Source organism: Pseudomonas paraglycinae (assembly GCF_021601625.1).
GTDB lineage: Bacteria > Pseudomonadota > Gammaproteobacteria > Pseudomonadales > Pseudomonadaceae > Aquipseudomonas > Aquipseudomonas paraglycinae.
On record NZ_BQHR01000001.1, the window covers coordinates 227,919 to 241,146 of the forward strand.

9 protein-coding genes are annotated in these 13,228 nt (G+C 61.4%); 6 read left to right on the plus strand and 3 right to left on the minus strand.

Features of this window, described 5'->3' with window-relative positions:
- The first annotated feature begins 7 nt into the window (after nt 1-7).
- The 4 genes from L6D82_RS01050 (at nt 8) to hemE (ending at nt 9,178) form a co-directional block, all read left to right on the plus strand.
- Entirely contained in the window at nt 8-1,609 is a 1,602-nt protein-coding gene (locus L6D82_RS01050) for an AAA family ATPase (RefSeq protein WP_236187884.1), read from the plus strand.
- A gap of 350 nt (nt 1,610-1,959) precedes the next feature.
- Nucleotides 1,960-6,405, plus strand: a complete 4,446-nt coding sequence (gltB, locus tag L6D82_RS01055; protein WP_085746421.1) for a glutamate synthase large subunit — start codon at nt 1,960-1,962, stop codon at nt 6,403-6,405.
- Between the two features lie 33 nt (nt 6,406-6,438).
- Nucleotides 6,439-7,857, plus strand: coding sequence for an FAD-dependent oxidoreductase (locus L6D82_RS01060; protein ID WP_007909438.1), 1,419 nt, complete (start codon nt 6,439-6,441; stop codon nt 7,855-7,857).
- A gap of 253 nt (nt 7,858-8,110) precedes the next feature.
- Nucleotides 8,111-9,178, plus strand: coding sequence for a uroporphyrinogen decarboxylase (gene hemE, locus L6D82_RS01065; protein WP_007952372.1), 1,068 nt, complete (start codon nt 8,111-8,113; stop codon nt 9,176-9,178).
- Nucleotides 9,179-9,233: 55 nt separating this feature from the next.
- Here hemE and L6D82_RS01070 read toward each other — a convergent pair whose 3' ends face one another.
- Entirely contained in the window at nt 9,234-10,448 is a 1,215-nt protein-coding gene (locus L6D82_RS01070) for an MFS transporter (RefSeq protein WP_373870893.1), read from the minus strand.
- Between the two features lie 178 nt (nt 10,449-10,626).
- On the opposite strand from L6D82_RS01070, the gene L6D82_RS01075 reads away from it, so the two are divergent.
- On the plus strand, nt 10,627-11,523 hold the full coding sequence (locus tag L6D82_RS01075; protein ID WP_085746425.1) for a LysR family transcriptional regulator: 897 nt from the start codon (nt 10,627-10,629) through the stop codon (nt 11,521-11,523).
- Here the strand turns inward: L6D82_RS01075 and L6D82_RS01080 are convergent, their stop codons facing one another.
- Nucleotides 11,524-11,961: an excinuclease gene (locus L6D82_RS01080; RefSeq protein WP_102686841.1), complete on the minus strand. Its 438-nt coding sequence runs from the start codon at nt 11,959-11,961 to the stop codon at nt 11,524-11,526.
- A 213-nt stretch (nt 11,962-12,174) separates the two neighbouring features.
- On the opposite strand from L6D82_RS01080, the gene L6D82_RS01085 reads away from it, so the two are divergent.
- Nucleotides 12,175-12,558 (plus strand): type II toxin-antitoxin system PemK/MazF family toxin, encoded by a 384-nt coding sequence (locus L6D82_RS01085; protein WP_129972335.1) that lies wholly within the window; start codon nt 12,175-12,177, stop codon nt 12,556-12,558.
- A gap of 209 nt (nt 12,559-12,767) precedes the next feature.
- Here the strand turns inward: L6D82_RS01085 and L6D82_RS01090 are convergent, their stop codons facing one another.
- Nucleotides 12,768-13,208 (minus strand): excinuclease, encoded by a 441-nt coding sequence (locus L6D82_RS01090; protein WP_085648021.1) that lies wholly within the window; start codon nt 13,206-13,208, stop codon nt 12,768-12,770.
- Between the last annotated feature and the right edge of the window lie 20 nt (nt 13,209-13,228).

A 13,228-nucleotide genomic window follows, 5' to 3' on the forward strand; every position in this document is an offset into this window, starting at 1 on the left:
GATTCCGATGACTAGTTTGCATGCCGACGAGGCGTTCCTCGGCCATTTCCAGTTAAGTCACGACCCTTTCGCGCCGCGGGTGCCGGGCTTCAAATTCTTCCCGGCCCAGCGCAAGCCGGTGCTGGGTCAGTTGCATCATCTGGCGCGTTACAGCCAGTTGCTGCTGGTGGTCACCGGCCCGCAGGGCAGCGGCAAGACCCTGCTGCGTCAGGCGCTGGTTGCCAGCACCAACAAGCAATCGGTGCAGAGCGTCGTCGTTTCCGCCCGTGGCGCCGGCGATGCAGCTGGTGTGCTGCGCCAGATCGCCCAGGCGCTGGACGTGGCCCAGGCCGAAGTCGGGGCGATCCTCGATCAGGTCGTGCAGCTGGCGCTGACCGGTCAGGAAGTCTATCTGCTGGTGGACGATGCCGAGCAGCTCGACGAGTCCGCGCTTGAAGCCTTGATGGCGCTGGGCGCCGGCGCGCCGGAAGGCCGCCCGCATGTGTTCCTGTTCGGTGAGTCGTCGCTGATCGCGCAGCTCGAGGCTTTGCACCTCGAGGAAGAGCGCTTCCACGTCATCGAATTGCAGCCGTACACCGAAGAAGAAACCCGCGAGTATCTCGACCAGCGGCTAGAAGGCGCGGGCCGGGGTGTCGAACTTTTCACCGCGGATCAGATCTCTGATATTCACGAAAGCTCCGAGGGTTGGCCGGGCAACATCAACCAGGTTGCTCGCGATGCTCTGATCGAAGTCATGATTGCCAGCCGCTCTGCGGTCAAGCGTCCAAGTATGGGGTTCAACATGCCGAAGAAACACGTATTGGCGATTTCCGCCGTCGTTGTGGTCGCGGTCGCTGCCGCCTGGCTGATGCCGGGTCGCAACAAGGCACCGACCACCGGTGCGCCGGCCAACGAGCAGGCGCAACTGCCCTTGGGCCAGGGTACGCCGCAAGCGGGTGGCGCACCGTCCGTCGAATTCAACGGCAATACCCAGCCGATGCCGCTGCCATTGGTCGGCAACTCGCAGCCGGTAATGCGCGGTCCGCTGGCTGAAGCCGCGGGTGGTATCACTGAAGGCGACGACGGTGTGCCGGTTGAAGGCTCCAGCAACACGCCGCCGACCGTGACCACCACTGCGCCGCCGGCGGGCGTTCAGGCCGGCCCTGCACCGACCCCGGTTCCAGTTCCGGCACCGAAGCCGACCCCGGCGCCGACTCAGGTCGCTACCGCCAAGCCTGCTCCTGTTCCGGCAGCTCCAGCAGCGAAACCGGCTCCGGCGCCTGCCAAGCCTGTTGCCGCCGCCAAACCGGCCGAGAAGCCGGTCACCGTCGCCAAGGCTGCCGGTGGCAACTGGTACGCCGGTCAGCCGACCAGCAACTACGTGGTGCAGATCCTTGGTACCAGCTCCGAAGCGACCGCGCAAAACTTCGTCAAGGAACAGGGCGGCGAGTACCGTTATTTCAAGAAAGTCCTCAACGGCAAGCCTCTCTACGTGATCACCTACGGCAACTTCGCCAATCGTGATGCAGCCGTTTCTGCCATCAAGGCCTTGCCAGCGAAGGTTCAGGCTGGTAAACCTTGGCCTCGCACTGTCGCCAGCGTCCAACAGGAACTGGCAACAACTCGCTGAAGATTCGGCGGCCTTACCCAGGCCGCCTCTCCAAGCACCTCAAAATCTCTACAAGTGCGCGCCGTCTCTACAGACCGCGTGCCTTGTGGTGTCTGCGTCACAGTAGTCTTTGAGTCGTTGCGGTCAAAATTAAAAAAGTTTTGACTAGCACAGCAGATCGCTTTAAACCTTTCACAAATGCGACATGAATTTGCGACATTTCGTCGTCAAATTTGTGAGCCTCTGTGTCGCTGTGTACAATGACCACCCTTTTGCCCCCGCAAAGCCGGCGTACGTTCGGCGCGGCAAGCAAGTGGTTGAATTGAAAAGAAATTTGCCTCGTTAAGAGGCAGCCTGGTGAGAAAGTGTCTATGAAAGCAGGTCTGTACCAACCAGATGAATTCAAGGATAACTGCGGTTTCGGCCTGATAGCCCATATGCAGGGCGAACCCAGTCATACCCTTTTGCAAACGGCCATCGAGGCCCTGACCTGCATGACCCACCGCGGTGGGATTAATGCCGACGGCAAGACCGGTGACGGTTGCGGTCTGCTGATTCAAAAGCCCGACGCGTTCCTGCGTGCCATTGCCCAGGAAACCTTCAGCGTCGAGCTGCCCAAGCAATATGCCGTGGGCATGGTCTTCTTCAATCAGGATCCGGCCAAGGCCGAAGCCGCTCGCGAGAACATGAACCGCGAGATCCTGGCCGAAGGCCTGCAACTGATCGGCTGGCGTAAAGTGCCGATCGACACCAGCGTCCTCGGCCGCCTGGCCCTTGAGCGCCTGCCACAGATCGAGCAGGTGTACATCGGCGGCGAAGGCCTGAGCGATCAGGACATGGCGGTCAAGCTGTTCAGCGCCCGTCGTCGTTCGTCGGTGGCCAACGCCGCCGACACCGACCACTACATCTGCAGCTTTTCCCACAAGACCATCATCTATAAAGGCCTGATGATGCCGGCCGACCTGGCCGCGTTTTATCCGGACCTGAGTGACGAGCGCCTGCAAACCGCGATCTGCGTGTTCCACCAGCGCTTCTCCACCAACACCCTGCCGAAATGGCCGCTGGCCCAGCCATTCCGCTTCCTCGCCCATAACGGCGAGATCAACACCATCACCGGCAACCGCAACTGGGCCCAGGCCCGTCGCACCAAGTTCACCAACGATCTGATGGATCTGGAAGAACTCGGCCCGCTGGTCAACCGTGTCGGTTCCGACTCCTCGAGCATGGACAACATGCTTGAGCTGATGGTCACCGGCGGCATCGACCTGTTCCGTGGCGTGCGGATGATCATTCCGCCAGCGTGGCAGAACGTCGAAACCATGGACCCGGATCTGCGTGCGTTCTACGAGTACAACTCGATGCACATGGAGCCGTGGGACGGCCCGGCTGGCGTGGTAATGACCGACGGTCGCTACGCGGTGTGCCTGCTCGACCGTAACGGTCTGCGTCCGGCGCGCTGGGTCACCACCACCAACGGTTTCATCACCCTCGCGTCGGAAATCGGCGTGTGGGACTACAAGCCTGAGGACGTGATTGCCAAAGGCCGTGTCGGCCCGGGCCAGATCTTCGCCGTGGACACCGAAACCGGGCAGATCCTCGACACCGACGCGATCGACAACCGTCTCAAATCCCGTCATCCGTACAAGCAATGGCTGCGCAAGAATGCCCTGCGCATCCAGGCGACCATGGAAGACAACGATCACGGTTCGGCTTTCTACGACGTCGATCAGCTCAAGCAATACATGAAGATGTATCAGGTCACGTTCGAAGAGCGCGATCAGGTACTGCGTCCGCTCGGCGAGCAAGGCTATGAGGCCGTGGGCTCGATGGGCGACGACACGCCGATGGCCGTGCTGTCCCAGCGCGTGCGCACGCCGTACGACTATTTCCGCCAGCAGTTCGCGCAGGTGACCAACCCGCCGATCGACCCGCTGCGTGAAGCGATCGTGATGTCGCTGGAGATCTGCCTCGGTGCCGAGCGCAACATCTTCCAGGAATCGCCGGAACACGCCTCGCGCGTGATCCTCAGCTCGCCGGTCATTTCCCCGGCCAAGTGGCGCTCGCTGATGAACCTCGACCGCCCGGGTTTCGAGCGGCAGATCATCGACCTCAACTACGACGAAAGCGTCGGCCTCGAAGCGGCGATCCGCAACGTCGCCGATCAGGCTGAAGAAGCCGTGCGCGCCGGTCGTACCCAGATCGTACTGAGCGATCGCCATATCGCTCCTGGCAAACTGCCGATCCACGCCTCGCTGGCCACCGGCGCGGTGCACCACCGCCTGACCGAAAAAGGCCTTCGCTGCGACTCCAACATCCTGGTTGAAACCGCCACCGCACGCGATCCGCACCACTTCGCCGTGCTGATCGGTTTCGGCGCCTCGGCGGTCTATCCGTTCCTCGCGTACGAAGTGCTGGGCGACCTGATCCGTACCGGTGAAGTGCTGGGCGACCTCTATGAGGTGTTCAAGAACTACCGCAAAGGCATCACCAAAGGTCTGTTGAAGATCCTGTCGAAGATGGGCATCTCGACCATCGCGTCCTATCGCGGTGCTCAGCTGTTCGAAGCCATCGGCCTGTCCGAAGAAGTCTGCGACCTGAGCTTCCGTGGCGTGCCGAGCCGCATCAAAGGTGCGCGTTTCATCGACATCGAAGCCGAGCAGAAAGCACTGGCCACCGAAGCCTGGAGTCCGCGCAAGCCGATCCAGCAGGGCGGTCTGCTGAAGTTCGTCCACGGTGGCGAATATCACGCGTACAACCCGGACGTGGTCAACACCCTGCAAGCCGCCGTGCAGCAGGGCGACTACGCCAAATTCAAGGAATACACTTCGCTGGTGGACAACCGTCCGGTGTCGATGATCCGCGACCTGTTCAAGGTCAAGACCCTCGACACGCCGCTGGACATCAGTGAAGTCGAGCCGCTGGAATCGGTGCTCAAGCGCTTCGACTCCGCCGGTATCTCGCTGGGCGCCCTGTCGCCGGAAGCTCACGAAGCCCTGGCCGAAGCCATGAACCGCCTCGGTGCGCGTTCCAACTCCGGCGAAGGCGGCGAAGACCCGGCGCGCTACGGCACCATCAAGAGCTCGAAAATCAAGCAGGTCGCGACCGGCCGTTTCGGGGTGACCCCGGAGTACCTGGTCAACGCCGAAGTGCTGCAGATCAAGGTCGCCCAGGGCGCCAAGCCGGGCGAGGGCGGGCAACTGCCGGGCGGTAAAGTGAACGGGCTGATCGCCAAACTGCGTTACGCAGTGCCGGGCGTGACCCTGATTTCGCCACCGCCGCACCACGACATCTATTCGATCGAAGACTTGTCGCAGCTGATCTTCGACCTGAAACAGGTCAACCCGAAGGCACTGGTTTCGGTGAAACTCGTGGCTGAAGCGGGCGTCGGCACCATCGCTGCCGGTGTGGCCAAGGCCTATGCGGACTTGATCACCATTTCCGGCTATGACGGTGGCACCGGTGCTTCGCCGCTGACCTCGATCAAATACGCGGGCGCTCCGTGGGAACTCGGCCTGGCCGAAACCCACCAGACCCTGCGCGGCAACGACCTGCGCGGCAAGGTTCGGGTCCAGACCGACGGCGGCCTGAAAACCGGCCTCGACGTGATCAAGGCAGCCATCCTCGGCGCCGAAAGCTTCGGCTTCGGCACGGCGCCAATGATCGCGCTGGGCTGCAAATACCTGCGCATCTGCCACCTGAACAACTGCGCCACCGGCGTCGCGACCCAGAACGAGAAGCTGCGCAAGGATCACTACATCGGCACCGTCGACATGGTGGTGAACTTCTTCACCTACGTCGCCGAAGAAACCCGTGAGTGGCTGGCCAAGCTGGGCGTGCGTTCCCTCGAAGAACTGATCGGCCGCACCGATCTGCTGGAAATCCTCGAAGGCCAGACCGCCAAGCAGCATCACCTGGATCTGACTCCGCTGCTGGGCAGCGATCACATCCCGGCGGACAAGCCTCAGTTCTGCGGCGTCGAGCGCAACCCGCCCTTCGACCAGGGCCTGCTGGCCGAGAAAATGGTCGAGATGGCGACGTCGGCGATCAACGACCTCAGCGGCGCCGAGTTCGATCTGGACATCTGCAACTGCGACCGTTCGATCGGCGCACGGATCTCCGGCGAAATCGCGCGCAAGCACGGCAACCAGGGCATGGCGAAAGCGCCAATTACCTTCCGCTTCAAGGGCACTGCCGGTCAGAGCTTCGGCGTGTGGAACGCCGGCGGTCTGAACATGTACCTGGAAGGCGACGCCAACGACTACGTCGGCAAAGGCATGACCGGTGGCAAGCTGACCATCGTGCCGCCGAAGGGCAGCGTTTATAAGACTCAGGAAAGCGCCATCATCGGCAACACCTGCCTGTACGGCGCCACGGGCGGCAAGCTGTTCGCCGCCGGCACCGCAGGCGAGCGTTTCGCTGTGCGCAACTCCGGTGCCCACACGGTCGTGGAAGGCACTGGCGATCACTGCTGTGAGTACATGACCGGTGGTTTTGTCTGCGTTCTGGGCAAGACCGGTTACAACTTCGGCTCTGGCATGACCGGCGGTTTCGCCTACGTGCTCGATCAGGACAACACCTTCGTTGACCGGGTCAACCACGAACTGGTGGAAATCCAGCGGATCAGCGGCGAGGCGATGGAAGCCTATCGCAGCCACCTGCAGAACGTGCTGAACGAGTACGTCGCGGAAACCGACAGCGAGTGGGGTCGTGAGCTCGCCGAGAACCTCGATGACTACCTGCGTCGTTTCTGGCTGGTCAAGCCGAAGGCTGCCAACCTGAAGTCGTTGCTTTCCAGCACTCGTGCCAACCCGCAGTGATATGCGCCTGAAGAGTTTGATGAGGTTTTAACAATGGCTGAACGTCTGAATAACGACTTCCAGTTCATCGATGTCGGGCGCAAGGATCCGAAGAAGAAACTGTTGCGTCAACGCAAGAAAGAGTTCGTGGAAATCTACGAACCGTTCAAACCCCAGCAGTCGGCCGACCAGGCCCACCGCTGCCTGGGTTGCGGCAACCCGTATTGCGAATGGAAGTGCCCGGTGCACAACTTCATTCCGAACTGGCTGAAGCTGGTGGCCGAGGGCAACATCCTCCAGGCCGCCGAGCTGTCGCACCAGACCAACACTCTGCCGGAAGTCTGTGGCCGGGTGTGCCCGCAGGATCGTCTGTGCGAGGGTGCCTGCACCCTCAACGACGGTTTCGGTGCGGTGACCATCGGTTCGGTCGAGAAGTACATCACCGACACCGCGTTCGCCATGGGCTGGCGCCCGGACATGTCCAAGGTCAAACCGACCGGCAAGCGTGTCGCGATCATCGGTGCAGGCCCGGCGGGCCTCGGTTGTGCCGACGTGCTGGTGCGTGGTGGCGTGACGCCGGTGGTGTTCGACAAGAACCCGGAAATCGGCGGTCTGCTGACCTTCGGCATCCCCGAGTTCAAGCTTGAGAAGACCGTGCTGAGCAATCGCCGCGAAGTCTTCACCGGCATGGGCATCGAATTCCGCCTCAACACCGAGGTCGGCAAGGACGTGACCATGGAGCAACTGCTCGCCGAATACGATGCCGTGTTCATGGGCATGGGCACCTACACCTACATGAAAGGCGGTTTTGCCGGTGAAGATCTGCCGGGCGTTTATGACGCGCTGGACTTCCTGATCGCCAACGTCAACCGCAACCTGGGCTTTGAAAAGTCGCCGGAAGATTTCGTCGACATGAAAGGCAAGAAGGTCGTGGTGCTGGGCGGCGGCGACACGGCGATGGATTGCAACCGCACGTCGATCCGCCAGGGCGCCAAGTCGGTGACCTGCGCTTATCGTCGTGACGAAGCGAACATGCCCGGCTCGCGCAAAGAGGTGAAGAACGCCAAGGAAGAAGGCGTGAAATTCCTCTACAACCGCCAGCCGATCGCCATCGTTGGCGAGGACAAGGTCGAAGGCGTGAAGGTGGTCGAGACCCGTCTCGGCGAACCGGACGCCCGTGGCCGTCGCAGCCCCGAGCCGATTCCGGGTTCCGAAGAGATCATCCCGGCTGACGCCGTGGTCATCGCTTTCGGTTTCCGCCCGAGCCCGGCGCCGTGGTTCGAGCAGTTCGAGATCCAGACCGACAGCCAGGGCCGCGTCGTTGCGCCCGAGCAGGGACAGTACAAGCACCAGACCAGCAACCCGAAAATCTTCGCCGGTGGCGATATGGTGCGCGGTTCCGACCTGGTGGTGACGGCGATCTTCGAAGGCCGCAATGCAGCTGAAGGGATTCTGGATTACCTGGGCGTCTAAACCCGGATCCTGAGCCAAAAGCAATAAGCCTGTGGGAGCGAGCCTGCTCGCGATGGCGGTGAATCAGTCACCAGACGTATTGGCTGACAATCCGCTATCGCGAGCAGGCTCGCTCCCACAGTTGTTTCTCGCTGATGCTGATGCCCCGTATTTATTGCGACAAATTGACCCGATAGACAAAAGGCTGACCTGCATCCGTGCCTTTTGCGTCGCGCTCTGAGAAAATGCCCGCACTTTTTTTCCGGATGCCGACATGACTGCCCTGAAGAACGACCGTTTCCTCCGCGCCCTGCTCAAGCAACCCGTAGACGTCACCCCTGTGTGGATGATGCGCCAGGCCGGCCGCTACCTGCCGGAATACCGCGCCAGCCGCGCCCAGGCCGGTGATTTCATGAGCCTGTGCATGAATCCGGAATTCGCCTGCGAAGTCACGCTGCAACCCCTCGACCGCTATCCGCAACTGGACGCGGCGATCCTGTTCTCCGACATCCTCACCATTCCCGATGCCATGGGCCAGGGCCTGTACTTCGAGACCGGTGAAGGTCCGCGCTTCAAGAAAGTCGTCAGCACCCTGGCCGACATCGAAGCCCTGCCGATCCCGGATCCGCACAAAGATCTCGGTTATGTGATGGACGCGGTCAGCACCATCCGCCGCGAGCTGAACGGCCGTGTACCGCTGATCGGTTTCTCCGGCAGCCCGTGGACCCTCGCCACGTACATGGTCGAAGGCGGCTCGTCGAAAGACTTCCGCAAGACCAAGGCGATGCTCTACGACAACCCGCAAGCCATGCACCTGCTGCTGGACAAGCTGGCGCAGTCGGTGACTTCTTACTTGAACGGCCAGATCCAGGCTGGCGCGCAAGCGGTGCAGATCTTCGATACCTGGGGCGGCAACCTGTCGGCGGCGGCGTATCAGGAGTTCTCCCTGGCCTACATGAAGAAAATCGTCAGCGGCCTGATCCGCGAGCACGACGGTCGCAAGGTGCCGGTGATCCTCTTCACCAAGAACGGCGGCCTGTGGCTGGAAAGCATCGCCGACGCCGGCGCCGACGCACTGGGTCTGGACTGGACCTGCGACATCGGCAACGCCCGCGCCCGCGTCGGCGACAAGGTCGCGCTGCAAGGCAACATGGACCCGACCGTGCTGTACGCCAAACCTGAAGCGATCCGCACCGAAGTCGGACGCATCCTCGCCAGCTACGGTAAAGGCAGCGGCCACGTGTTCAACCTCGGCCACGGCATCACCCCGGAAGTCGACCCGGAACACGCCGGCGCGTTCCTGCGTGCGGTGCATGAGTTGTCGGCGCAGTATCACGAGTGATCGTGCCTCAATAAAAAACGCCCGGCTTATGCCGGGCGTTTTTTATGGGCGTGAATCAGGCTTTGACGCCACCCAGCGGCGGCAACTTCGCCAGCTTCAACGCCACCAACAGCGCCACCAGCAACAGCGCGCCGATGAACAACCCGATCCCGTTCCATCCCGCCATGTGCCAGAACACCCCGCCGGCCGTCCCGGCGATGCTCGACCCGGCGTAATAGCTGAACAGGTACAACGACGACGCCTGGCCCTTGGCCTTGAGCGCCCGGCGGCCGATCCAGCTGCTGGCGACCGAGTGCGCGGCGAAGAAGCCGAAGGTGAAGATCAGCATGCCGATGATCACCAGCGGCAGCGGTGTGAACATGGTCAGGGCGAGGCCGGCGAACATCAGCGCGATGGTCGCCCACAGCACTTTGCGGCGGCCCAGTTTGTCGGCCAGCGAACCGATTTTCGCCGAGCTGTAGATACCCGACAGGTACACCACCGACAGCAGCCCTACAAACACTTGATCCATGTGGTACGGCTCGGCCAGCAGGCGATAACCGATGTAGTTGAACAACGTGACGAACGCGCCCATCAGCACAAACGCCTCAAGGAACAGCAGCGGCAGACCGGCATCGCGAAAGTGCATGGTGAAGCCGTCGAGCAGGCTGCGCGGGTGCAGCGAGCGGGAGCGGAAGTTGCGCGACTCCGGCAGGATCTTCCAGAACACCGCCGCCGCAATCAGCGCCAGCCCACCGATCACCATCATCGCCGTGTGCCAGCTGACGAAGTCGATCAGCACACCGGTGATCAACCGCCCGCTCATGCCGCCAATCGCGTTGCCGCCGATGTACAGACCCATCGCCAGCCCGATGTGCTGCGGATGGATTTCCTCGCTCAGGTACGTCATCGCCACCGCCGCCAGGCCACTCAATGACAGCCCGATCAGCGCACGCATGATCAGCACGCCGTGCCAGCTCGGCATCATCGAACTGGCGATGGTGCATAGCGCAGCAGCAAACAGCGCGGCGACCATCACCGGTTTGCGCCCGACCCGATCGGAAATCGGGCCGGTGATCAGCAGACCGAACGCCAGCATGCCGGTGGCCACCGACAGGATCAGGCTGCTCTGGGCCGCGTTGATCGAATACTCGTGGGACAGCAGCGGCATCATCGGCTGCACGCAATACAGCAGGGCGAAGGTGGCGAAGCCGCCGCTGAACAGCGCGAGTACCGTGCGCATGAACGCGGGCGTGCCTTTCTCGATGTAGATCTCTTGCAGTTCGGTCATCACATCGTCCGCCGCAGCGGGCGGGACTTCATGGGCCAGTGGAGCGACGGCGGTTTTCACATCAGACCTCGGAGGGCGCGGGCAGACAGGCAATGAAAAAATCATATAGCTGGCTAATGTTTCTATCCAATATATTGTTCGACCTGTTTGATAGCTTTCACGACCTAATGGGGTGTTCATGGAATTGCGTCATCTGCGCTACTTCATCGCCGTCGCCGAAGAACTGCACTTCGGTCGCGCCGCACAGGTGCTGGGTATCTCCCAGCCACCGCTGAGCCAGCAGATTCAGGCACTGGAACAGGAAGTCGGCGCGCGACTGTTCGAGCGTACCAATCGTCGGGTCGAGCTCAGCGAGGCCGGGCGGTTGTTTCTGGAGGAAGCGCGGCTGGTGCTCGCACAAGTCGATAAAGCGGCCGACGTGGCCCGCCGTGCACAGCTCGGCGAACTGGGTGAATTGAAGATCGGCTTCACCTCGTCGGCGCCGTTCAACTCGACCATTCCCCAGGCGATATTTTCCTTCCGTCAGCGTTTCCCGGCCGTGCACCTGAACCTGCGCGAGATGAGCAGCACCATGGTGGCCGATGCGTTGGTGGACGAATCGATCGAGGTCGGCATCATGCGCCCGCTGGGCCTGCCGGATTCGCTCAGCGTGGTCGAACTGATGCGCGAGCCGCTGGTGGCCGTGCTCAGCTCCAAACATCCGTTGGCGCAGGGCTCTGAAGAGGGGCTGTTCCTCTCGGCGCTGGCTCTGGAGCCGTTCGTGTTCTTCCCGCGCAGCTACGGCAGTGGTCTGTATTCGCAGTTGATCAGTCTGGCCCGCGATGCCGGGTTCAGCCCGCACTTCGCCCAGGAGGCCGGCGAAGCCATGACCATCATCGGTCTGGTGGCAGCGGGTCTGGGCGTGTCGGTCATGCCGGCGTCGTATCAGCGGATGCGCATCGACGGCGTGGTCTATCGACCGCTGCTCGATCCCGAGGCCGTGACGGCGGTGTGGCTGGTGCAGCGCAAGGACCAGAAATCACCGATGGCCAAGGCGTTTGTCGAACTGCTCACGCGCAAGCTTGAAGCCGGTTGATCAGGGCAGCCGCACCAGATCACCCTTCAACGCCACTCGCGTCACAAACACCCCGGCCCGACATTCGTAAGTGTTCAGATCCTTGCGCACATGCTGGTCGTAGTAGCTGACGATGTTGGTCACCGCATTCGCCCCGACACGCTTGGCCTCGGCTTGCAGCGCAATCAGGTTCGACTGCAACACCCACTCGCACGAGTCGTGATCGCTCTTGTTGAAACCGTTGGTCTTCAAGTCACTGACCACCCCGCGCTGCAACAACCGCTGAGTCCCCTGAGGCCCGTTGCCGACCAGATAAAACTTCACACTGCCATCCAGCCGCCCGGCGCGCATTGCATCCGACACGACTGTTTCGAACGGCATGTACATCAGATTGGTGGCGTGGCTGGCACTGGGGAGCAGGCCGAGAAGGGCGGCGGTGATCAGGGCTTTCGCTTGCATGGTCGTCTCCTTGACGGTGAAAGAGAACCGCGAGTACTTGACCGACCGGGCTCGCCGTTCCGGCAGGCACTGTGTATTGGCCTGTTTGAGCGAGTGTAGTTGTGGTGAACAGGTTTGGTTGGCTCGACTCCGTACATTTCGAGTAACGGAACTGTCGTAGGGAATATGGCCGTTGTTGCGCAAAATCAGTTCTTTTTCAAACGAGTGTCACGGATGCCACTTCGATATCAGCCTAAGGAGGGCAGCGTTTTGATTTGCGATTTCAGGGGTTATGAAATCCCCGAGATGGTCAAAGTCAGACCTGTTGTTGTGATACGTAAACATCGAACCAACAGCTTGTTGGTAACAGTAGTGCCGTTGAGTACCACCGCCCCTGATAGCTTGCTTGGGCACCATCTTGAACTTGCAAGTCACCTTCAGGGAGCCAGTCCGACCTGTTGGGCAAAGTGCGACATGATTGCCACGGTCAGCCTTTCGCGGCTTGATCGGATCAAAAGCCGGGATCGGCAAGGCAAACGCATCTACCTGATCTCACATCTTGCAACAGACGAGTTTCACGCCATTAAAACTGCGGTCAGACGGGCGTTGGGACTGTGATGGCAACGGAAGTGGCGCATCGAAGCCAAATGCCAGCCGTTGCTCGATATGAGGTTTCAGGCAATACTGCCGGCGTTCCCGAAAGGGGCTTGTGAGACTCTGAGGATCCTGGGCAACCAGCCATCGCAGAGCCAGACAGGTGACAGGCGATGACAAGCCAACCTGTTTGTGAAAGGGCGCCGAAAGGCGCCCTTTGTCGTTTCCGGCCGTTATTGAACCGTCGCCAGATCGCCCTTCAACGCAACGCCCGCCATGATGGCGCCCGCGTGGCATTCGTAGGTTTTCGCATCCTTGCGCTCGTTGCTCTTGTAGAAGCTGACGATGTTGGTCACGGCGTTGGCGCCGGCGTTTTTTGCGGCCTGGTGCAGGCTGATGATCGCCGATTGCACGACCCACTCGCAGGCTTCCTGGTCGGTCTTGTTGAAGGCGTTGGTCTTCTTGTTGGTCACGGCGCCGGGGCTGACGACGGTGACTTTGCCGGCCGGGGCATTGCCCGCCAGATAGAACTTCACGCTGCCGTCGATCTTGCCGGTGCGGGTCGCTTCGGCGACGGCCTTGTCGAACGGCAGGTAGACCGCCGTGTCACGGGCCTGGCTGACGGCCGGCAAGGCGCAGATGAGCAGGGTGGCAGCGAGTTTCTTGAAGTGCATGGAGGTCTCCTTGACCTAGA